This window comes from Maribacter caenipelagi (assembly GCF_004364175.1).
Classification (GTDB): domain Bacteria; phylum Bacteroidota; class Bacteroidia; order Flavobacteriales; family Flavobacteriaceae; genus Maribacter; species Maribacter caenipelagi.
The window spans coordinates 275795-298572 of record NZ_SNZW01000014.1 but is presented as its reverse complement, the minus strand read 5'-3'; the positions used below and the strand labels follow the sequence as shown (position 1 = coordinate 298572).

General features: G+C 34.7%; 25 protein-coding genes. 13 read left to right on the top strand and 12 right to left on the bottom strand.

Annotation, left to right across the window (positions count from 1 at the left end; all coding sequences use genetic code 11):
- Window positions 1–66: 66 nt before the first annotated feature.
- The 5 genes from DFQ03_RS09345 to DFQ03_RS09330 all read right to left on the bottom strand — a co-directional run bounded on the left by DFQ03_RS09345 (window position 67) and on the right by DFQ03_RS09330 (window position 3935).
- Complete coding sequence (locus tag DFQ03_RS09345) at window positions 67–1317, bottom strand: hypothetical protein (protein WP_133672906.1); 1251 nt, start codon at window positions 1315–1317, stop codon at window positions 67–69.
- A gap of 104 nt (window positions 1318–1421) precedes the next feature.
- Window positions 1422–1562 (bottom strand): hypothetical protein, encoded by a 141-nt coding sequence (locus DFQ03_RS18810; protein WP_166637458.1) that lies wholly within the window; start codon window positions 1560–1562, stop codon window positions 1422–1424.
- A gap of 216 nt (window positions 1563–1778) precedes the next feature.
- Window positions 1779–2228 carry a GNAT family N-acetyltransferase gene (locus tag DFQ03_RS09340; protein ID WP_133672905.1) on the bottom strand — a complete coding sequence of 150 codons (450 nt, stop codon included), beginning with the start codon at window positions 2226–2228 and terminating at the stop codon, window positions 1779–1781.
- A gap of 14 nt (window positions 2229–2242) precedes the next feature.
- Window positions 2243–3148, bottom strand: a complete 906-nt coding sequence (locus DFQ03_RS09335) for a bifunctional metallophosphatase/5'-nucleotidase (RefSeq protein WP_133672904.1) — start codon at window positions 3146–3148, stop codon at window positions 2243–2245.
- Between the two features lies 1 nt (window position 3149).
- The gene (locus DFQ03_RS09330) at window positions 3150–3935 is read right to left on the bottom strand and encodes a 5'-nucleotidase C-terminal domain-containing protein (RefSeq protein WP_133672903.1); all 786 of its coding nucleotides are present in this window, start codon (window positions 3933–3935) and stop codon (window positions 3150–3152) included.
- 45 nt (window positions 3936–3980) lie between these two features.
- Between DFQ03_RS09330 and DFQ03_RS09325 the strand changes: the two genes are divergently transcribed.
- The 13 genes from DFQ03_RS09325 (at window position 3981) to DFQ03_RS09265 (ending at window position 16482) form a co-directional block, all read left to right on the top strand.
- Window positions 3981–4514, top strand: coding sequence for a DUF6913 domain-containing protein (locus DFQ03_RS09325; RefSeq protein ID WP_133672902.1), 534 nt, complete (start codon window positions 3981–3983; stop codon window positions 4512–4514).
- Between the two features lie 2 nt (window positions 4515–4516).
- Window positions 4517–5407 carry a 4-hydroxy-tetrahydrodipicolinate synthase gene (dapA, locus tag DFQ03_RS09320; protein ID WP_133672901.1) on the top strand — a complete coding sequence of 297 codons (891 nt, stop codon included), beginning with the start codon at window positions 4517–4519 and terminating at the stop codon, window positions 5405–5407.
- Between the two features lie 119 nt (window positions 5408–5526).
- Window positions 5527–6354, top strand: a complete 828-nt coding sequence (locus tag DFQ03_RS09315) for an outer membrane protein assembly factor BamD (protein WP_243834468.1) — start codon at window positions 5527–5529, stop codon at window positions 6352–6354.
- 17 nt (window positions 6355–6371) lie between these two features.
- Window positions 6372–6698, top strand: a complete 327-nt coding sequence (locus DFQ03_RS09310; RefSeq protein WP_133672899.1) for a DNA-directed RNA polymerase subunit omega — start codon at window positions 6372–6374, stop codon at window positions 6696–6698.
- A 5-nt stretch (window positions 6699–6703) separates the two neighbouring features.
- Window positions 6704–7909 carry a bifunctional phosphopantothenoylcysteine decarboxylase/phosphopantothenate--cysteine ligase CoaBC gene (gene coaBC / locus DFQ03_RS09305; protein WP_133672898.1) on the top strand — a complete coding sequence of 402 codons (1206 nt, stop codon included), beginning with the start codon at window positions 6704–6706 and terminating at the stop codon, window positions 7907–7909.
- Window positions 7902–8795, top strand: a complete 894-nt coding sequence (gene porD, locus DFQ03_RS09300; RefSeq protein ID WP_133673138.1) for a type IX secretion system protein PorD — start codon at window positions 7902–7904, stop codon at window positions 8793–8795. Before coaBC ends, porD begins: the two co-directional genes overlap by 8 nt.
- A gap of 55 nt (window positions 8796–8850) precedes the next feature.
- The gene (gene recN / locus DFQ03_RS09295; RefSeq protein ID WP_133672897.1) at window positions 8851–10518 is read left to right on the top strand and encodes a DNA repair protein RecN; all 1668 of its coding nucleotides are present in this window, start codon (window positions 8851–8853) and stop codon (window positions 10516–10518) included.
- Window positions 10519–10679: 161 nt separating this feature from the next.
- Complete coding sequence (locus DFQ03_RS09290) at window positions 10680–11486, top strand: enoyl-ACP reductase FabI (RefSeq protein WP_133672896.1); 807 nt, start codon at window positions 10680–10682, stop codon at window positions 11484–11486.
- 55 nt (window positions 11487–11541) lie between these two features.
- Window positions 11542–12549 carry a glycosyltransferase gene (locus DFQ03_RS09285; protein ID WP_133672895.1) on the top strand — a complete coding sequence of 336 codons (1008 nt, stop codon included), beginning with the start codon at window positions 11542–11544 and terminating at the stop codon, window positions 12547–12549.
- Window positions 12549–13514, top strand: a complete 966-nt coding sequence (locus DFQ03_RS09280; RefSeq protein WP_133672894.1) for a CdaR family protein — start codon at window positions 12549–12551, stop codon at window positions 13512–13514. The genes DFQ03_RS09285 and DFQ03_RS09280 overlap by 1 nt, the downstream gene beginning before the upstream one ends.
- Window positions 13511–14095 (top strand): dephospho-CoA kinase, encoded by a 585-nt coding sequence (gene coaE, locus DFQ03_RS09275; protein WP_133672893.1) that lies wholly within the window; start codon window positions 13511–13513, stop codon window positions 14093–14095. Before DFQ03_RS09280 ends, coaE begins: the two co-directional genes overlap by 4 nt.
- A gap of 83 nt (window positions 14096–14178) precedes the next feature.
- The gene (locus DFQ03_RS09270) at window positions 14179–15762 is read left to right on the top strand and encodes a sensor histidine kinase (RefSeq protein ID WP_133672892.1); all 1584 of its coding nucleotides are present in this window, start codon (window positions 14179–14181) and stop codon (window positions 15760–15762) included.
- 6 nt (window positions 15763–15768) lie between these two features.
- Window positions 15769–16482 (top strand): response regulator transcription factor, encoded by a 714-nt coding sequence (locus DFQ03_RS09265; protein ID WP_133672891.1) that lies wholly within the window; start codon window positions 15769–15771, stop codon window positions 16480–16482.
- A gap of 52 nt (window positions 16483–16534) precedes the next feature.
- Here the strand turns inward: DFQ03_RS09265 and DFQ03_RS09260 are convergent, their stop codons facing one another.
- The 7 genes from DFQ03_RS09260 to DFQ03_RS09230 are packed head-to-tail and all read right to left on the bottom strand — an operon-like array spanning window position 16535 to window position 22735.
- Window positions 16535–17023 carry a gluconokinase gene (locus DFQ03_RS09260; protein WP_133672890.1) on the bottom strand — a complete coding sequence of 163 codons (489 nt, stop codon included), beginning with the start codon at window positions 17021–17023 and terminating at the stop codon, window positions 16535–16537.
- On the bottom strand, window positions 17016–17936 hold the full coding sequence (miaA, locus tag DFQ03_RS09255) for a tRNA (adenosine(37)-N6)-dimethylallyltransferase MiaA (RefSeq protein WP_133672889.1): 921 nt from the start codon (window positions 17934–17936) through the stop codon (window positions 17016–17018). Before miaA ends, DFQ03_RS09260 begins: the two co-directional genes overlap by 8 nt.
- A complete protein-coding gene (locus DFQ03_RS09250; protein WP_243834467.1) occupies window positions 17929–18786 on the bottom strand; it encodes an ion transporter in 858 nt (285 codons plus the stop codon). Before DFQ03_RS09250 ends, miaA begins: the two co-directional genes overlap by 8 nt.
- A gap of 1 nt (window position 18787) precedes the next feature.
- Window positions 18788–20155 carry a 3'-5' exonuclease gene (locus DFQ03_RS09245; RefSeq protein ID WP_133672888.1) on the bottom strand — a complete coding sequence of 456 codons (1368 nt, stop codon included), beginning with the start codon at window positions 20153–20155 and terminating at the stop codon, window positions 18788–18790.
- A 40-nt stretch (window positions 20156–20195) separates the two neighbouring features.
- Window positions 20196–20849: a YggS family pyridoxal phosphate-dependent enzyme gene (locus tag DFQ03_RS09240; protein ID WP_133672887.1), complete on the bottom strand. Its 654-nt coding sequence runs from the start codon at window positions 20847–20849 to the stop codon at window positions 20196–20198.
- 24 nt (window positions 20850–20873) lie between these two features.
- Window positions 20874–21764, bottom strand: coding sequence for a 3-hydroxybutyryl-CoA dehydrogenase (locus DFQ03_RS09235; RefSeq protein ID WP_133672886.1), 891 nt, complete (start codon window positions 21762–21764; stop codon window positions 20874–20876).
- Window positions 21761–22735, bottom strand: coding sequence for a Gfo/Idh/MocA family protein (locus tag DFQ03_RS09230; protein ID WP_133673136.1), 975 nt, complete (start codon window positions 22733–22735; stop codon window positions 21761–21763). Before DFQ03_RS09230 ends, DFQ03_RS09235 begins: the two co-directional genes overlap by 4 nt.
- Window positions 22736–22778 lie beyond the last annotated feature (43 nt).

Genomic DNA, 22778 nt, shown 5'->3' with positions numbered 1-22778 from the left:
TTAAAAAGGTTACGGTATCAGTAAATTTTAAAGGTAATTATTTGTAGTTGAAACACTTTGATATGGTTATTTCATTTCTTCAATTGGTGTGCTGGCGCCTGAATTAGAAATTAAGATAGCATAGTCAATAAATTCTGTGGTAGATTTTCCTTTTACGGCTTCTCCATTGGAAGTATCATCTTGCATAACGACTTCAATTAAATTTGGTATTCCGTCACTATACGGTGTGTTGGTAGCATTTAACTTGAATAAGGTCATGTCAGATAGTTTGGACTTTTTTAAATCTTCAATACCTAGAAAATATTCTTTGTCATAATCACCAATACCGTAGCCGCCCTCTGTAGTAAACGTTTGGTAATCGCCATTTTCATCATATACATGGTCCCATAAAACTCGGCTATCGGTAAAATAGCCAATGATGGATACTACTTTGTCTCTTGTATAAATGTTGTTCTCAATAAGACGTGTAAAGAATGAGGGATTGTTCCCTTCTCGGTTTTTTTCCAAATGGAAGAATCCAAATCTTACAAATTGTGGATGATTTTTAAAATCGTATAAGGAATCTAGGTGTATATAATTATTGTAAATCACCTCTTCTCGGTTGACTTTTGGGTTGAAGGAATATTTTATGTCTTGAATGATATGCTTAAAAGCAAATTGGTTTTTAATATTTTTTGAGAACAGTGTAGTGTTGGCTTCATAGTGTGCTACAAACATTTTCATGATTTTTTTAGAATAACTATCATAGTACGGTGAGTAATCGGTCGTGTCAAGCTCAACCATTTCTGCTAATTTTTGTATCGCAGCATCCTGATGGTTGTCTGTATCCAAAAGCTCTAAAAGGTGCTTGGAGGTATATTTGTATGTAACCAGTTGATCAATTCCAACTACTATAATTTTATCTTGTTCAGGAAGCTTGTCATTTAATTTTTTTAAGTCTTTCCATTTTTGGTAAGTTTCAATACTGCGCTCTTGTGGCACTCTAGCACCATAGTTGCTGACTAAATCTTTTAATAATAGGGTATCTCCTGTTTGCAGGTATTCATTAAAGAAATGCCCCAAGCTATAATCGGTCTCCGGTAAGTAGAAATCAATAGTTCCTTTTTTGGTCAAAGAGGTAAGTAGGGCGCGTTCAGCTTCTTCTGTTTTTATGCTGCCGTGGTATGCGCCAAAACCAATAATATTAAAATCTTGTTGAGGAAAATTGAACTCAATATTCGTTATATCAATGCGGTTATTTTTTAAATAATCCACTTTTAATTGAGCATAGTTGTATACCGATAGTAATGTAAAAAAGGCTGTAAAGATTTTTTTCATGGTTTGGTTTTCAATAGAGAGAACCAAATTTTAAAATTGTTACAGCAATCCATTCAGAAAATTGTTTTCTGATGTTATTTACAGCATATTCTCTATTAAAGAAATTAGTAGAGGCTACCCATTACCTGAGTGTTCTTTTTGAAAAACAGTTCATTTCCATTTTTCAATTCATTTTGCTTTTCCAAAGCATTCAATTGGATGTTGTTTTTGATAGAATACTTTTCCTGTAAAATGTCTAATTGCATAATATTGAGTTTAGATGAATTTCTAAGATAAAAATTAATCATCTGAAAATCATTTAAATACATGGAAATAGTGTAGGGTTTGGTAAGAAATGCGAATATGATTTTTTCACATAGCTTAAATTATCTATCTCATTATTTTAGCCCGTAAATTTTGCGCTGTTCAATATCGAAGTATCTCAGAATTTTAAATTTTTAAGCTTAATAATCAAATAGTATTTATAACACCTTCTTAAAACAAACACTATTTGCCATTAACTCGTACGGAGGGTAATTTTCGATAATTGTGTAATTATTCTTTTTATAAAGTGCAATGGCTTCCGGCTGGCGTAATCCTGTTTCTAATACAGCGTAGGAATAGTTTAGTTCTTTTGCCCACTCTTCTAATACAACTAATGTTTTTGAAGCAATACCTTTACCACGAAAACTTGGTCGTACATACAAACGTTTAATCTCAACGGAATCTTTATTGAATTCCTTAAAAGCACCGCATGCAACAGGAGTTTCATCAGAATAAAAAACTACACAATTTTTTAACGCATCAATACCGTTAAACTGTGCGTAAAAAGTATTCTCGTCTCCATCTCGTAGTGCCAAATCAGCATCAAGTAAGGCAACTAATGATTTGAAGTTTTCGTTATCGCTAGCGCAACGTTTGTAGTAAAGCATAAGAGGTCTCTTTTTTAGACTTTAATTGTATATCCATTAGTATCAACAGTACTGTTATCAAAATAAAAATCAATTCTACCAAGATTTACTCCAAAACAGCCTACTTGATTTACCAATACATCCCGTTCTGCGGCGTTGGTAACTACTGTTGGTTTATCTAAAAATGTATGGGTATGCCCGCCAATAATTAAATCGGTATATTTTGTTCTCTTGGCAAGTTTTAAATCATCTGGTTTTTGGCTACGGTATTCATATCCCAAGTGAGAAAGGCATACAACCAAATCGCACTTTTTTTCCTTCTTAAGTTTAGTTTCCATATCTATCGCCATTTCATACGGGTCAAGAAATACGGTTTCTTTATAAAGTTGTTTGGTCACCAATCCGTCCAGCTGAATCCCTAATCCGTAGACACCCACTTTAATTCCGTCTTTCTCATAAATTTTATACGGCTGTGTTAATCCGTCTAAAACCGTATTTGAAAAGTCGTAATTGGCACTTATAAAATTAAATTTAGCGTAGGGCATTTGCGCTAAGAGTCCGTCAATACCATTATCAAAATCATGATTGCCAATGGTGGTAGCATCATAATTAAGCATGCTCATTAGCTTGAATTCTAGTTCACCACCATAAAAATTGAAGTAGGGGGTGCCTTGAAAAATATCGCCGGCATCAAAAAGAAAGGTATTTGGGTTCTCTTTTCTAATGCTATCTACCAAACCCGCTCTACGAGCTAAACCTCCCAATCCAGGAAAATCTGCATGGTCGTTAGGGAAAGCATCTACATGACTATGTACATCGTTGGTATGTAAAATGGTAATGTGTTTCTTTTTAGATACGTTGCAAGAATTTAAGCCCAAACCACCAAGGGTTAAAAGACTAGAGGATGCAGCAGTATTTCGTATAAATTTTCTTCTTTCCATCTTACTGTAATTGATAATATCTTAAATCTACTTTTGGTTCAAGGGTATCCACTTTAGAAAAGAAATCTATCATGGCATTACGTATTTTATAATCCGTTTCTGTTTTAGAAAGTGCTTCTTTAAAGAAGGTCATATTATCGCCACCAGTAACTAGATAGTCAGAAGTAGCAACGTAATAAGACTTGTTTTTGTCTACAGGTTTTCCGTTAATCGTAAAGGTATTGACCGTATTATCTTTATTAAGTATGAGCTGTATACCGGCAACAGGGTGTGCTCTTTTAGATTGTATTAGGTAGTCGACCATCTTTAATAGAGCTTCGCCTTTAAGTTCTACAACGACCACCGAATTTTCAAAGGGCATTACTTCGTAGGCAGTTCTGGAAGTGACATTACCTTTAGATATAATAGATCGAATGCCGCCATGGTTCAATAATACCAAATCAATAGTTTGCCCTGTACGTTTTTTGAATATCGGGTTGGTTTCGCTCAATACTATATCTGCCATTAAATTACCCGCTGTGGTATTGAATTTGCCATCGTTTTTAGTGATTACAAAAGGTGCATATGCCAAAGTACTATCTAAAATACTTTCAACGCGATCATGGTAAGGCTGAATAAATTTCTGTATACTATCAATAGAAGTAAAACTAGTGTCGATAGGTATCTGCTTGCCAGTCAGCTCTTTTAGCTGTTCAGGGCTATATTTGCAGGATGCTAAATTTAACAATGTTAAAAATATAACAAAATGTTTTATTTTTAAAATACCAAAGTGTTTTAACTTCGCCATAGAGTTGTAGGGATATTATTTACATTTGTCTAAATGTAAAAATACATGTTTTTAAAAGGAATTAAGGACAAGTTTAAACGGAAATCTGGCCGTAAGATATTAAAACAATTGGTGGCAACACCAGTTGCTGTAACGCGTGAGAGTAAGGGAATACGTTCTGTAGGTTGTATTGTGGATTTGGATAAGTTTGAGAAATCTGAAGTGTTTTTTCAGTTTCAAGAAGAACTATCGTTGCATCCGAATGCAGTAAAAATTATTGGATATAAGCGTTTTTATGATAAAAACTCGCCATATGCCACTCCTGTTTTTTCAGATAAGGATTTAGGATGGAACGGCGATATCGAAAACAGTTATGCCCTTGAGTTTTTAGGACGAGAATATGACCTTTTAGTAAATTATTATAATGAGGATAGCCTGTTGTTGAATTTAATGTCGATGAAGGCAACGGCTCGTTTAAGAGTCGGGTTCAAAGAAGTAGGACCTACTTACAATGATTTAATGTTAGATACGCCGTTAAAGGACTTTCAGATATTTAAAAAAGAACTGAAAAAGTACTTGGGCATTTTTAAAGAGATTTAATTATGAAAGATTTAAGGGGAGCAGGAGTAGCGTTAATAACGCCTTTTAAAGAAGATGGATCAGTAGATGTAGAGGCTCTTAAAAAAGTTGTAGCCTTTAATATTGAAGGCAATATAGATTATTTGGTAGTATTAGGTACTACTGCAGAATCGGTGACCCTTTCAAAAGCAGAAAAGCAATTGGTTATGCGTACCGTTGAAGAAGCCAATCAAGGTGCTTTACCTTTAGTTATTGGTATTGGTGGTAATAATACTGCTGCATTGGTAGAAGAATTTCAAACTACCGATTTATCAGCGTATGATGCCATTTTATCAGTTTCTCCATATTACAATAGACCCACTCAAGAAGGTATTTATCAACACTTCGCAGCACTTTCGCAAGCATCACCATTACCGATCATTTTATATAACGTTCCAGGTCGTACCGGTAGTAATATGTTGCCAGAAACCGTAGTTCGCCTAGCAAAAAAATTCGATAATATTGTAGCGGTAAAAGAAGCTTGTGGCGATATGACACAGGTACAAGAACAAATATCAAAAAGACCAGAAGGGTTTTTAGTGCTTTCTGGGGATGATATTACGGCACTGCCAACCATAGTTGCGGGCGGTGACGGAGTAATTTCTGTTATCGGTCAAGGTTTGCCAGAAGAATTTTCTAAAATGGTACACGAAGGTTTAGACGGTAACACCGAAGTAGCGTATAGCTATCATTATAGAATGCAAGACGGTATGAAGTTGATTTTTGAAGAAGGAAATCCGGCTGGTATTAAAGCTATTTTTGAATATTTAGGACTTGCCAAACCTTTTGTAAGATTGCCATTGATTACTGCGAGTGATGCCTTAAAGCATAGAATTGTTTCATTTATGGAATCGATGATACGCATAACGGCATAAATTTTCGTTAAAACTTCATATAGTAGGACATTCGTGTGCTGTAAAGCCTGTATTTTTATTGGTTTAAAATGTTTTTTAAATCCATTGATAATCACTAATTTTGCAAAATGTTTTTTAAAATGAGGAGAGTTTTCCCAATACTATTGATTGCCATTGCTTTACAATCGTGTAGCGAGTACCAAAAAGTACTTAAGAACGATGATGTAAAAGCGAAATATGATATGGCCGAAACTTTCTATGAAGAAGGTGACTTTAGAAGAGCTAACAGATTGCTTGAGCAAATAGCACCTAAATATGTAGGTAAACCTCAAGGTGAGCGCGTTATGTTCTTTTTATCTAACAGCTACTTTCAGCGAGAAGATTACAACATGGCGGGCTATCAGTTTGAGCGTTTTGTAAAATCATATCCAAAAAGTGATAAGGCGGTTGAAGCTACTTTTTTAGGCGCTAAAAGTTTCTACAAGTTATCTCCAGAATATTCTTTAGATCAGACCGATACAGATAAGGCATTATTGAAATTACAGAATTTCATTAACACGCATTCTGAATCTGAGTTTTATGCCGAAGCCAATACTATGGCGCAAGAGCTAACAACAAAAAAGCAAAAAAAGGCGTTTGAGATATTAAAGCAGTATAACAAATTGGGCGAGTTCAATTATGATATGCTTAAATCTGCAGTGGCTGCCAGTGATAACTTTGTATCAGATAACCCAGGTTCTCCTTTTAGAGAAGAAGCAATGTTTATTAAGGTTGAAGCGTTAACGCATATGGCTGTAAATAGTTTTGAGCAATTAAAAGAAGAGCGTTTAAAGAATGCAAAGTCTGCTCATGCTGCAATGCAAAAACAGTTTCCTGAATCTAAATTCGATAAGGAAGCTACAGATTTAATTGAAAAAATTGATAAAGAATTACAACGTATGCAAGCGCAGGTCGTTGAATCAAAATAAATAATTTAATTATGAATATGAACGATTTAAAAAACTCTAAGGCATCGGTATCTACGGTAACTATTAACCGTAATGAGTTCGATGCACCTACTGAAAATATCTATGAGGCTATTTCAATCGCTGCAAAGCGTGCTGTTCAAATCAATTCTGAAATCAAGAAAGAACTTTTAGAGAAATTAGAAGAGTTTGCTACTTATAGCGATAGTTTAGAAGAAGTTTTTGAAAACAAAGAACAAATAGAAGTTTCTAAGTTTTACGAAAAATTACCTAAGCCACACGCAATGGCAGTAGAAGAGTGGTTGATGGATAAAATCTACCATAGAAATACAGAAAAAGACGCTTAAGATATATGTTGAACGGCAAAAATATTCTTTTAGGAATTACAGGAGGAATTGCCGCCTACAAAACAACATTCTTAGTTCGTTTATTTATAAAAGCTGGTGCTAGCGTTAAGGTCATTCTTACTGATAGCGCCAGTTCTTTTGTTTCCCCACTTACCTTGGCCACTTTAGCTAAAAACCCTGTAGTGCTTGATTTTGTAAAGACAGAAGACAATACCGTCGACTGGAACAATCATGTAGAAATGGGGCTGTGGGCAGACTTAATGATCATTGCACCGGCTACTGCGAATACCATGTCTAAAATGGCAGCCGGTAACTGCGATAATATTTTAATGGCTACCTATTTATCGGCTAAATGTCCGGTTTTCATTGCTCCGGCTATGGATCTTGATATGTACAAACATCCAAGTACAAAAAGTTCTTTAGATGCGCTTGCTTCGTTTGGTAACATGATTATACCGGCAACAAGTGGCGAACTTGCGAGTGGCTTACATGGAGAAGGTAGAATGGCAGAGCCAGAAGATATTGTAAGCTTTATTAAAAAGCAGTTATCAGATGGATTACCATTATCAGGTAAAAAAGTGTTAATTACCGCAGGACCCACCTATGAAGCAATTGACCCTGTCCGTTTTATAGGAAATCATTCCTCTGGATTAATGGGTTTTGAACTCGCTAAAACAGCGGCAAGTCTAGGTGCAGAAGTCTATCTGGTTACCGGTCCTACACATTTATCTGTTACTCACGACAATATTCATGTTGTCAATGTAGTGTCTGCAGATGATATGTATCATAGTGCGCAAATGTATTATGAAACTTCAGATATCGTAATTTGTGCAGCAGCTGTAGCGGATTATAGACCTAAGACCGTTGCAGGTCAGAAGATTAAAAAATCCGAAGAAAACTTCACTATTGAATTGGTGAAGAATAAAGACATTTTGAAAACCTTCGGTAATCATAAAAAAAATCAATTCTTGGTCGGTTTCGCTTTAGAAACTGAAAACGAAATTGAAAACGCAAAAGGTAAACTAAAACGCAAAAATTTAGACGCCATCGTATTGAATTCTATGCGAGATAAAGGTGCTGGTTTTGGCGGTGTTACCAATAAAGTTTCATTTATAGATACCATTTCTAACATTACTACGTTTGAACTAAAGACCAAGGCAGAAGTTGCCGTGGATATCTTCAATGAAATTATTAAAAGACGGTATGCGTAAGGCTGTATTTCTATTACTTTTTTTCTTTTTTGGTTTAGTTGCAAATGCTCAAGAATTAACTTGTGCGGTTACGCTCAATTCTGACCAACTATCTCGAGGTGATCAGCAGGTTTTTAAGACATTAGAACGTTCGTTGAATGATTTTATAAATAAAACCAAGTGGACTAATAGGGTTTATAAAGAGAATGAAAGGGTAAATGCACAAATGTTTATAACCATTACTTCTTACGAGTCTAATAGTTTTAGCGGTAATATACAAATACAATCATCGAGACCAGTTTATAATACGTCATATTCAACTCCGGTTTTTAATTATAAAGACAATGCGTTCAATTTTCAATACATTGAATTTCAACCGTTGATTTTTAATGAGAATCAGTTCGAATCTAACTTGGTAAGCGTAATGGCATATTATGTTTACGTGATTTTAGGTTTAGATGCAGATACTTTTTCTTTGGAAGGAGGAACCGAGTTTTATAGAAAAGCACAGAATATTGTTACTCAGGCACAAGGTAGTAATTCTGCCGGATGGAGTCAGTCTGCCGATTCTAACAGAAGTAGATTTGAATTAATAGATAACCTTTTGTCAAATACCTATAGAGAGTACCGTATTGCGATGTATAACTATCATAGAAAAGGACTTGATATATTACCAGATAACAATAGTACGGGCAAGCAAGTAATTGCAGGTACGATGAATCTGTTTCAAACGATGATCAATAGAAGACCAAATGCATTTTTGATTTCAACTTTCTTTGATGCAAAATCTGAAGAAATAAAAAATATTTTTTCTGACGGACCGAAAGTAGATATCGTGAAGCTTAAAGAAACCCTGAATAAAATAGCACCTTTATACGCAACTACCTGGAACGATATTAAATATTGAACCTTTTTACAAAACGGAATTATAGATTACCTTTGTGAATCTAAAATTCTAACGCGTGCTCTCAACCCTTTCCATTTCTAATTACGCATTAATTGATAGTCTAGAAGTAGACTTTAATAAAGGTTTTACGGTTATTACCGGTGAAACAGGTGCTGGTAAGTCTATTTTACTTGGCGGATTATCCTTAGTGCTTGGTAAACGTGCAGATTTAAGCTCGTTACGAGTTAAGGATCAAAAATGTATTATAGAGGGAACTTTTAAAATTGACACATACGGACTCCAAAATTTCTTTGAAGAAAATGATTTGGACTATGATGATAGTACGGTCATTAGGCGTGAGATTTTACCAAGTGGTAAGTCTAGGGCATTTGTAAACGATACTCCTGTTACGTTAGGGGTCTTATCTACATTGGGTGAAAACCTAATAGATATTCATTCTCAGCATCAGACTATGCAACTAATTGAAAATGATTTTCAGTTAAAATTAGTAGATGCGCTGGCAAACAATCAAAAAAGATTAACGGCATATAGAAAAGATTTAAAAACTTATCGTAAAGCGCAGAAGGAATTAGAGAAACTTATTGAACTTCAAAGCACAGCGAACAAAGAACAAGATTACAATACTTTTTTGCTGGAAGAATTAGAAAAAGCACCGTTAAAAGCAGGAATTATTGAAGAGCTGGAAGAAGAATATGAACAGCTGAACAATGTGGAGTTGATTATGGAGCAGTTGTCTAAAGGAGACCAATTGTTCAATGATGAGCAAATAGGAGTTTTGCCTTTAGTAACAGAAATGCGCCAATCACTTTCAAAACTGATAGATTTTGGGTCTAGCTACAAAGATTTGTTTGAGCGTGTAAAATCTGTAATGATAGAACTAGATGATGTGAGTTCAGAATTGCAGCGTCTTCAAGAAGGGGTGGAGGCGAACCCTGATCAGCTAGAACAGGTGAATAATAAATTACAGCTGCTGTATAATTTACAGAAAAAGCATAATGTCAGCGATATAGCTGAGTTGATTAGCATTAAGAACGACCTTGCTGATAAAGTTTTTGAAACTGCCAATTTAGATGATAAAATTGCATCTAGAACAAAGGAAATCGAAGAGATGGAAGCTGTCTTGGAATCAAAGGCTATTCTGTTACGAGAAAAAAGAAACTTGGTAATTCCACAACTTAAGAAAAAATTGGAGTCCGATTTGGGATTGTTAGGTATGCCAAGTGCATCGTTCGAAATAAAATTAAGCGCTGCCGAGGCGTTTACAGTTACCGGTAAAGATGAGCTTTCATTTTTATTTACCGCCAATAGAGGTGGTAGTTATGGCGAATTAAAGAAAGTAGCATCTGGTGGGGAATTGTCTAGAATAATGTTGGTGATCAAATCCATACTTGCCAAGTATGAAAAGTTACCAACTATAATGTTCGATGAAATAGATACTGGTGTGTCAGGGGAAATATCTGACCGCATGGCAGATATTATGAAAGATATGAGTACGGATTTACAGGTGTTTTCTATTACGCATTTACCGCAAGTAGCATCAAAAGGAAACAACCATTTCAAAGTCTTTAAAACCGAAGGTAAAGAGCGTACGATGACCAATTTAAAGCAATTGACCAATGATGAAAGAGTGGTAGAGTTGGCTCATATGCTAAGCGGTAAAGATCTTTCTGATTCTGCATTGGCCCATGCAAAAGAACTTTTAAGTGCATCTTCAAGTATATAAAACATTACATTTTTGAAAAATGTGATTGGTCTTGTGTCAATTGAGATTTTATGCTACTACATTAAGACTGTTGTTTTAGGGTTTTTAAGTAGTACTTCAATTCTCTATTAACATATTTTGGATATCTTTGAATTTTAAATCTAACTATAGAATCAACCATCATGGGATATAACTTATTAAAAGGTAAAAGGGGAATTATTTTTGGAGCATTAGACGAAAATTCTATTGCGTGGAAAACAGCTCAAACGGTACACGCAGAAGGTGGTACTTTTGTTTTGACAAACGCCCCAATTGCTATGAGAATGGGTCAGATAGACCAATTGGCAAAAGAAACAGGTTCAGAAATTATACCTGCAGATGCTACAAGTGTTGAAGACTTGGATAATTTAGTAGCAAAGGCAGTTGAAATTTTAGGAGGAAAAATAGATTTCGTATTACATTCAATCGGCATGTCTGTTAACGTACGTAAAGGTCGTGCTTACACAGATGAAAAATATGATTTTACGGCTAAAGGATGGGATGTTTCAGCCCTTTCTTTTCATAAAGTATTACAATCGCTTTACAAAGCAGATGCCATGAATGAATGGGGTAGTGTTGTAGCATTGACTTATATGGCAGCACAAAGAACTTTCCCAGATTATAATGATATGGCAGACAACAAAGCATATTTAGAGTCTGTTGCCCGTAGCTTTGGTTACTTCTTTGGTAAAGAGAAAAATGTACGTGTAAATACAATTTCTCAGTCACCTACTGCAACTACTGCAGGACAAGGGGTAAAAGGCTTTGATGGTTTTATCAGCTATGCTGAAAAAATGTCACCGTTAGGTAATGCTTCAGCTCAAGACTGTGCAGATTATACCATAACATTGTTCTCTGACCTTACAAGAAAAGTAACTATGCAGAACTTGTTTCATGACGGTGGTTTCTCTAACACAGGGGTTAGTCAAGAAGTTATAGAGAAGTTTTAATCATAATTTTATTTTTTCAATTTTGTTGGAGCCTATTCATTAAAGGAGAGTAATAATGGACTTATCGTTTTCTTTTATCATTCCCGTATACAATAGACCCAACGAAATTAAAGAACTGTTGGACAGTCTACGTTTACAAACCTATGACAAAACTTTTGAGGTGGTTATCGTCGAAGACGGCTCTACTATTTCATCGGAAGAAGTCATAGGTGAGTATGTAGACGCTCTGGCAATTTCATATTATAAGAAGCCTAATTCTGGTCCTGGTGATTCTCGTAATTACGGAATGTCTAGGGCAAAGGGTAACTACTTCATCGTATTGGATTCCGACTGTATTTTGCCGCCACAATACCTTGTGGAAGCGGAAAAGAGTTTACAAGAAGATTATGTGCATTGCTATGGAGGTCCAGATGCGGCACATGAATCTTTTTCTACCGTTCAAAAAGCAATTAATTATGCCATGACCTCTTTTTTAACCACTGGAGGAATTCGTGGTGGAAAAAAAGCGGTAGATAAGTTTCAGCCCAGAAGTTTTAATATGGGTATTTCAAAGGAAGCTTTTGAAAAAGTAGGCGGGTACGGAAATATTCATCCGGGTGAAGATCCAGACCTTACGATACGTATTTGGAATAAGGGTTATAAAACAAAATTGATTTCAGAAGCATTTGTATTTCATAAGAGGCGAATAGACTGGAATAAGTTTTATACTCAGGTGAATAAATTTGGTATGGTGCGTCCTATATTGAATAAGTGGCATCCAGAGACCAAAAAGATTACCTATTGGTTTCCGACCGTTTTTTGCTTAGGTCTATTGATTTCGTTTGTATTGGCAATAGCTGGGTTTATGATACCCTTATACGTTTATTCCCTATACTTTCTATTGCTATTTGTAGATGCCCTTCGTAAAACTGGTAATTTAAAAGTTGCCTTTCTATCTTTATTGGCAACAGCGATACAATTTATTGGATATGGGTACGGATTTTTAAAATCAACTCTGTATATTAATTCCTCAGGTAAGAAACCAGAGGAAATTTTTCCGAAATTATTTTTTAGAGTTAACTGATGGAGCGTTTAATAGAGTGGATTAAGACAGGACTAAAGAAAAGGAAGGTAAAAGTCTTTCTAGTGTTCTTGTTATGTGCTTCTCTAGCTTGGCTAATTAATAAGTTGTCACTTACCTATACGAGCAATACTACTTTTCAAGTAGAGTATATTAATGTTCCTGAAGAATTTTTATTGGCAAATACTCCCAAAGATGAAATTCAAGTGCGGCTACAAGCAGCAGGATTCCAGTTTTTAGGATACGAACTGAAACCTAAGCATATTCAGTTAGATGTCAGTAAAGTGATGTATAAAGATGATAGCTATTATCTAACATCAGACCAAATTAGAATACAACTAGAATCTCAACTTAATAATTATAGTACGCTTACCGATTTTGAAAGCGATGCAATTTATTTCGATTTTACATCTTTAGAGACTAAAATAGTACCTGTAAAGGCATTAGTGGAACTGACTTTTGCGACCAATCATATTCTTGAAGGTGATATTAAGGTAAAGCCAGATTCTATTCAAATATCAGGGCCTAAAAGCCAAATAGATTCTATTAGCCAAATTAGAACGGTCTTGTTAAAAAAGAATAATCTAAATAGTTCATTTTCAAATGAAATTGCCTTGCAATTACCTGAGCAATTGAAAGGCACGACATTTTCGAGTCAAAACGTTGTAGTCTCGGGTAATGTGGTAAAATTTTCAGAACAGGTGATTAAAGTCCCGGTTCATGTAATTAATTTACCTGAAAATGTAAGGGTTCGTACATTTCCAGAAATAGTTGAAGTTCGTTGTCAAGGTACATTAGAGCATTTGAAAGAACTAGAAATAGAAGATTTTTCAGTAGAAGCAGATTACGCCAAAGTGTCTAAGGAAACGGAAAATAGATTATCAGTGAAATTGGTGAAATATCCAAGAACTTTGAATAATGCCGTTATAAGTACAAATGAAGTCGAATTTATACTTCGAAGAGAATGATAGTAATTGGTCTTACAGGAGGTATAGGAAGTGGTAAGTCTACCGTAGCGGCTATGTTTCAAGAATTGGGTGTTCCAGTTTATGACTCAGACAAACGCGCAAAATTTTTAATGAATACTTCTGAGATAATCAATAAACAATTGGTTGAGTTGTTAGGGAAAGAAGCTTATGTAAAAGGAAAGCTGAATAGATCCTATATAGCAGAGAAAGTATTTAACGATTCAGAATTATTGGCAAAACTCAATAATATAGTTCACCCAGTAGTTAGGCAAGACTTTATAGATTGGACAAAAAATCAAGAATCCTGTTATGTAATTCAAGAAACAGCATTATTGTTTGAAAACAAATCGCAAGGGTTATACGATGACGTAATTTTGGTAACTGCCCCAAAAGAAGTTCGTATAGAGCGAGTATTGGATAGAGATAATAGCACAAGAGAACAAGTTGAAGCCCGTATGACTAATCAACTTGATGATGAGATAAAATTAGAATTAGCAAATTTCATTATCGAAAATACTGATCTAGAAAGAACTAGAGAAAAAGTTCTACAAGTACACGCATCAATCCTTACTGACTGCTAGTAAAATAGCAATTTTAACATTTTTGTTAAGGTTAGGTTAAACGTACTAACCTCTAACTGTTAAATCTTTAATTTTAACATCCAATGAACAAAAAGTTATTTGTGCTCTTAGTGGTTTTAATGAGCCTTTCACTTATTGGTCTGATTTTCGTTCAAAGTTTCTGGATTAGTAAATCTATAGATAGCGGAGAAGAACAATTCTCTAGTAGCGTTTCCGAAGCGTTGAACAGTGTCACCAATAAGATTACCGAAAGAGAATCTAAGAACTACTTCGACAGGTATTTGCAAGCAAAGGATAGTGCGGGAGGAGAGCTAAAAGGTACTCAGCTTACTAATTTTTTCTTTATTGATAGAGATGTCAATTCTAATGAAATATTACTGTACGAACATGGTATTTTAGAAGAAGATTACGGAATATCGTCTACGTTCTTTGATAGTAGTGATGGTGCAGATACAACCATCATTAAAAGTTATACCAGTAAGCGTACTACTTCAATTTTTAGAGCAGATGTCGACTTAGAAGGAAACATACCACGTTTAAATCCTATTCAAAGATTTGAAAAAATCGGAGGACTTAATAAAATGGAGAAAGCTGCCATGGAAGATGTATTTATGGTGTATGCCAAACGTGTTCCTATTCATAAGCGTGTTTCTAAACAAGAAATTGAGTTGCTTTTACAACGAGAGTTGGAAAATAGAGGAGTTGATATTGCATTTGAATATGGGGTCTATAGCAATGGTTTACCGACCAAAGTGAAGTCATCCAAATTTAAATATGCAGAGGTGAATATTTATAGGTCACCCATGTTCGTAGATTATGAAGGAGTTTCAAATTTCGATTTGTTAATTTCCTTTCCGAAGAAAAAAAGATTCTTGGTACAATCTATTTTAGGTCTGGCAATGCTTTCGTTATTGTTTACCTTAATTATTGTGGTAGCTTATGCAGGGGCAATTTATCAGTTAATTCGTCAAAAACAGATATCTGAAATAAAAACAGATTTCATAAATAATATGACGCATGAGTTTAAAACTCCGATTGCGACCATAAATCTTGCTGTTGAGGCGATAAGAAATCCGAAGATAATTACGGATCAAGAAAAGGTTTTAAGGTATTTACAGATGATTCGCGATGAGAACAAAAGAATGCATGCTCAAGTTGAAAATGTATTGAGAATCTCTAAGCTTGAGAAAAATCAGCTTGATATTAGTAAGGATAGGGTTAATGTGCACGACATAATAGAAGACGCTATTACTCACGTAGAATTAATAGTAGATGACAGAGGAGGATATATTCATACGCATTTAGATGCAGAGCGTTGTGAAGTTTTAGCTAATGAAATGCATTTTACCAATGTAATCGTCAATATGTTGGATAATGCTATTAAGTACTCTGATGAGGCACCTAAAATAGATGTGTTTACAGAAAGGGCTAAAAATTATATCATTATAAAAGTACAAGATCAAGGTGCTGGTATGAGTAAAGGTGTAGTTAAGAAAGTATTTGAAAAATTCTATCGAGAGCATACCGGAGACATACATAACGTGAAAGGACATGGATTAGGATTATCTTACGTTAAAAAAATAGTAGAAGATCACCAAGGCGAAGTTTATGCCGAAAGTGAAAAAGGAAAAGGAAGTACATTTTACATAAAACTGCCGTTAATATAAAAATATATGGAAACAATAAACAAGAAAATACTTTTAGTAGAGGATGACCCGAATTTTGGGATAGTATTGAAGGATTATTTGTCAATGAATGACTTTGATGTTACTTTGGCGAAGAATGGAATGGAAGGTTTTGAGAAGTTCAAAAAAGATAATTATGACATTTGTATATTAGATGTTATGATGCCTTACAAGGATGGTTTCACGTTAGCGAAAGAAATTCGTGAGAAGAATGAGAATGTTCCAATTGTTTTTTTAACGGCAAAAACAATGAAGGAAGATGTTCTTAAAGGATATAAAGCTGGTGCAGATGATTATTTGAACAAGCCATTTGATTCTGAAGTATTACTAATGAAATTAAAAGCAATTCTTCAAAGAAAAGCTTCTAACGTATTAGCTGATAGCAAGAAATTTGAATTTACAATTGGTGGTTTCCACTTAAATTCTAAATTGAGATTCTTAAAATATAAAGATAACGAGCCAATTAAACTTTCCCCAAAAGAGAATGATTTATTGCGCTTATTGGCTTTACATGAAAATGATTTAATGCCAAGAGAATTAGCATTAACGAAAATATGGAGAGACGACAACTACTTTACATCTCGTAGTATGGATGTTTATATTGCTAAATTACGTAAGTATCTAAAAGTTGATGATACCGTAGAAATATTGAACATTCACGGTGAAGGATTCCGTTTGGTAGTAAAGACTGAAGGAGAATAATTTCAACAAGAATTAGTATAAAAAAAGCATCCGTAAGGATGCTTTTTTGTTTTTATAACTTTTCGATAATATCGTTTACTATCTCCTCGGGAGTTTGGTCTATAGATACTATTAAAGCTTCATCAGGAAATTCAAGTATATCAAATTGAGATTGTAATAGTCCCGCAGGCATATAATGATTCTTTCGTTGACTTAATCGAGCATTGATGAGCTCAAAGCTACCTTCTAAATAAACGAACTGATGTTTGTTTTCTAAGTTTTGCCCAAGAATGGTTCGGTACTTTTTTTTGAGCGAAGAGCAAACAATTACCGCTCCCGTAGAGATATTGTCTTTACCAACTTCATTTAACTTCTCTAGCCAACCTTGGCGATCATCATCGTTTAATGGGTGACCTTCCTTCATTTTCTTAACGTTGGCTTCTGGATGAAAACTATCACCGTCAAAAAAAGGAATCTGTAATTTATCTGCTAGTAGTTTACCAATCGTAGATTTTCCACTACCGGAAACTCCCATTACAAATAAGATTTGTTTTTTAACCATCTTTTAAATTTACAATAAGATTATCAATTTCAGGTAAAAGCTTTTTAGGATCGTAATCGTATTCAACCCAATGAGTATCTTTATTTTTAAAAAACCAAGTAAGTTGTCTTTTGGCGAATCTTCGGGTGTTTTTCTTAATTTCAGATATAGCGAACTCTAAAGTCCATTCACCATCAAAATATTTAAAAAGCTCTTTGTAGCCAACCGTTTGCAAGGCATTATATTCTTTATAAAATAACAGATCTTTGGCTTCATCTAAGAGTCCGGCTTCGACCATAAGATCAACACGTTTGTTTATTCGCTCATATATTAACGGGCGTTCAGCTTTCAAGCCTACAGATAAAACTTTGAACTCTCTTTCTACTTTTGGTTTGTTTAAAAATGAAGAATAGGGAGTGTCACTACCAATGGTCACTTCTAATGCTCTAATAACGCGCTGAGGATTATAGATATCTACCTTATCAAAATATGTAGGGTCTAATTGTTTTAACTTCATTTGTAAAGCTTCAATACCTTTTTCTGCTAATTCGGTATTTAAATCTTCACGAATTGATGGGTCTACAGTAGGGAAGTTGTTTAGTCCGTCTGTAACGGCATTTACATACAGACCACTACCGCCAACCATAATTACGACATCATGTACTTTAAATAGGTCGGATAGTTTTTGAATAGCCTCTCGCTCAAAATCACCAACAGTATATTGTTCAGTAATGCTTTTATGCTGTATAAAATGATGATTAGCTTGGGCTAGCTCTTCTGAACTAGGTACTGCGGTACCAATATTCATTTCTTTGAAAAATTGTCTAGAATCGGCTGATATGATTTCAGTTTTATAATACTGGGCTAAAAGTATAGCCAATTTGGTCTTGCCAATGGCTGTAGGACCTACTACCGATATAAGTTTTTTATTCATTTAATATTGATCCGCAATTATAACAGTGTTTTGCATCATCTCTATGACCTTCTTTACTACAAGTTGGACAGCATTGTGTGTTGATGTGAACATAACTTCCAGATGTCTTAAGGCTTGAACTATCTTTACTCTGTTTTGAAAATTCAGCAGTGACCATACCTGTTGGTACAGCGATGATGCCATAACCTAAGAGCATAATTATTGTTGCAATTGCTTGTCCTTGTGGGGTAATGGGTGCAATATCTCCATACCCGACCGTAGTAAGTGTAACGATGGTCCAGTAGATACTTGTGGGTATACTAGTAAAACCTGCTTCATCACCTTCTACCAAATACATTAGGGTTCCCATCATAACAGATGCGATTAGTACAGCAAATAGAAATACGGTAATTTTTGCCCTACTTGCTTTTAAAGCTCTTTTTAATTGCGAGGCTTCACCAAGAAAACGAGCAAGTTTTAATATACGAAATACACGTAATAATCTAAATGCACGAACAGCTAAAAGGACTTGTGATCCTGCAAAAATATAAGATATGTATAATGGAATTGTAGATAAGAAATCTATAATTCCGTAAAAACTAAAGATATAATGACTTGGTTTTTTAATAGAGATTATACGAGCAATATATTCAACGGTAAAAAATATGGTAACTATCCATTCTAATACAAAGAGAACCTCGTGATATTCTGCATCGATAGCTTTAACACTTTCAAGCATGATAAGGATTACACTGAAAATGATAATAATGAAGAGAATAATATCGAACAATTTACCCATAGGGGTATCTGCTTCATAAATTATTTCATGAATTTTATGTTTCCAAGGTGATAGTTTTTCGTCTTCCTTCAAACTAATCGTTTATTTCTACTATTTTGAGTACTCTCTTTTTTCTTAAATAGGATTCAATAAGATAATTAGCATCGCGAGTACCGTTCATAGGTGTAATTATACTTTCTAAGATATGAATATTATTTATTTGATAGTTCAAATCATAGAATCCAAAACCAACTAAAGAGCCATTTTTGATTAAAATAGCACTTTGCTCCCCAATTTCTCGACCTTTATCAACCACAACAACCTTATTGCCGTTGATACTATTTTTAGTAGTTGCCGCAATAACACGTTTATTGTATTCTTCAACGTCTTCTTTAACTATACAAGCGCCTTTACAATTACCATCATCATAACCAGAGCAATTGTTTCGAGCTTCACTGATACCGTTTACTTTCTCGCACAGTTCAAACTCCTTTGTAATTTTATACAAATAATTCTTAGCACTGAATACACCGTTAAAAAGCCCTAATGGCTCTTTGCATTCTCTATAAGGTTTAATGTCTAAAGAAAAATAACCATTTTCGTTTACGCTTTTGCAAATAGCGTGGCTATACATTCTTTTTTTAGGAATGACACTATATTTTGGTCTGAGCTTCAATAGCTCTTCATATTCTTTTAGTATGGCAACTAGCTCATTTCCGGTTAATTCGAAAGTTACCTTTTTGGTGTCTTTCGCTAGCTTTCTAGATTTATCATTAGTTTTTGTGAAGATTTGATTGACCTTCTTTTTAATATCGCTTGTTTTACTAAGGTGAATAATATCTCCATCCTTATTGTGCATATAAAAGACGCCCGTTTTATTTGGTAAGTCCCGAACAATATCTAGTTGTTTTTCAGAGAGCTCACCTTGGGTTTCTTTTCTAATAGTGTCTTTAATGATAATTTTTTCAGAATCTTTGGCAAGTAAAAGTTTAAAGAGTTTTATCGTTGCCAAGGCATCGCCATTAGCCCTATGGCGATCACTTACTGGTATGCCTAATGATCTTACCAATTTACCTAAGCTGTAAGAATCAGCATCGGGTAATAATAATTTAGAAAGATCTACGGTACAAAGGGTTTTACGTTCAAAATTATAACCTAAACGTCTAAATTCTGTTCTTAAAATTCTATAATCGAATTGAGCATTATGCGCTACGATGACAGTATCTTCTGTAATTTCGATAATGCGCTTAGCTACCTCGTAAAATTTAGGAGCCGTTCTAAGCATTTTACTGTTGATACCAGTAAGTTTGACTACAAAAGGTTGTATTTCCCTTTCAGGATTTACCAGGCTTATAAATTTGTCAATTACTTTTTGACCATCAAATTTGTGAATAGCAATTTCAGTGATTCCCTCTTCATTAAATTTTCCTCCTGTAGTTTCAATATCTAAAATTGCGTACATGTATTATAATATAATTTATGGGGTGGTAGTGTTTTAGATATTAATTTCTTGACCCAAAGATACTACTTCCTATACGTACCATGGTGCTGCCTTCTTCTATTGCGATATTGTAATCACCACTCATACCCATTGAAAGAATAGTAAAATCTGCATAATTACTTTTAAATTTTGTGAATAGCGTTTTAAGACTGGCAAATTCTCTACGTACTTGATCCATGTTATCGGTAAAGGTTGCCATACCCATTAATCCTACAATTTTTACGTTCTTAAAAGCTTTAAATTCTTCGTTAGCTACTAAATCAAGTAGCTCTTCTTCATTAAATCCGAATTTCGTATCCTCTTCTGCAATGTGTACTTGTAATAAACACGAAATAACTCTGTTGTGTTTTTCTGCTTGTTTGTTTATTTCTGCCAATAATCTAGGGCTATCAACACCGTGTACCAAAGAAACGTATTCAGCCATGTATTTGACTTTGTTACGCTGTAAATGTCCGATCATATGCCATTCAATATCTTTAGGCAAGCTCTCCCACTTCTCGGTCATTTCTTGAACCCTGTTTTCCCCAAAAACTCGTTGCCCTTCATCATACGCTTCTTGAATGCATGACATTGGTTTTGTTTTAGAAACAGCAACTAAAGTTACCGTGTCGGGAATGTTTTTTTTGATGGCTAATAGATTTTCTTTTATAGACATATAATTATGAATTCTTAGCTGCTTCTAGTTTGTAAATTGGCTTGATACTACTTCGGCTTTTCTACTTTCGGCGTAATCATAAAAGCCTTCTCCAGATTTTACTCCCTTTTTACCTGCCATAACCATGTTTACAAGTAAAGGTGATGGTGCGTATTTCGGATTTTTGAATCCGTCGTGCATTACATTTAAAATAGAAAGGCAAACATCTAGCCCTATAAAATCTGCTAATTGTAACGGACCCATTGGGTGTGCCATACCTAACTTCATTACAGTATCTATTTCTTGAACACCAGCAACCCCATGATGTAAGGTTTCAATAGCCTCATTGATCATGGGCATTAAAATTCTATTGGCTACGAAGCCAGGGTAGTCATTAACCTCGGTCGGAGTCTTGCCTAGTTTTTTAGAAAGCTCCATGATGGCAGTGGTTGTTTCATTAGAAGTACTGTAACCTCTAATAATCTCTACCAATTTCATGATCGGAACAGGATTCATAAAATGCATACCAATAACTTTTTCAGGTCTACTAGTGGCTGCGGCAATCTGGGTAATGGAGATAGAAGAAGTGTTTGAGGCTAAAATGGTAGTTGCATCGCAAACCTCATCTAATTCTTTAAAAATCTTTAGCTTGATAGTCATATTTTCTGTGGCAGCTTCAATAGCAAGATCAACTTTTGACACACCAGCTTTCAGTTCTGTAAAAGATTTGATATTTGCTAGTGTATTGTCTTTATCCGTTTCGCTTATTTTTTCTTTAGCCACCATACGATCTAGATTCTTTGCTATAGTAGCAAGACCTCTATCTAATGCTTCTTTGGAAACATCTATTAAGTGAACTTGAAATCCGTTTTGAGCAAATACGTGGGCTATACCGTTACCCATTGTACCTGCACCTATAACTGCTATTATATTCATAATTTCTTTGGATTAAACGCTGCAATAATTTGTAAGGCAACTTTTAGAGCTTGCGTACCTTGTGTTAAACTTACTACCGGGGTTGTATTGTTGTTGATAGCTTCGGCAAAAGATTCAAGCTCATCTAATATGGCATTATTGGTCTCGATAGAAGGGTTTTCAAAATATATCTGCTTTTTGATACCTTCGGCATTTTGTAGGATCATATCGAAATCGCCCGGCTCTTCTGGGGCATCTTTCATTTTTACAACTTCAACCTTCTTCTCAAGAAAATCTACCGATATATAGGCATCTTTTTGAAAGAAGCGAGATTTTCTCATATTCTTTAAAGATATTCTACTTGCGGTTAAATTCGCTACACAACCATTTTTAAACTCCAACCTCGCGTTTGCAATATCTGGTGATTGACTGATCACTGATACTCCGCTAGCATTGACTTGTGTTACTTCAGAATTTACAACACTTAAAATAGCATCGATATCATGAATCATTAAATCTAAAACTACAGGTACATCAGTACCTCTAGGGTTAAATTCAGCCAATCTATGTGATTCGATGAACATTGGTTCTTTAATAGCGTGCTTTACAGAAGTAAAAGCAGGGTTAAAACGTTCTACATGCCCTACTTGTCCTTTTACTCCGTACTCTTTTTCTAATGCAAGAAGTGCATTAGCCTCTTCTAAAGTATGGGTAATAGGTTTTTCAATGAATATATGCTTACTTTTTTCAATAGCTTTTTTTGCACAATCGTAATGAGAAAGGGTAGGGGTTACAATATCAACAACATCTACGGCATCGATTAAATCATCGAGATTATTGAAATAAGTATATCCAAATTCAGAACTCACTTTTTCTCCGTTTGAACTATCGGCATCGTGAAACCCTATCAGTTCATATTTTTTAGATTCGTTTAGAAGTCTAAGGTGGATTTTTCCTAGATGCCCAGCTCCTAAAACACCAACTTTTAGCATTTGTTTCGTTTTCCCCAAAAATACGCATAGTTAGGTACTTTTA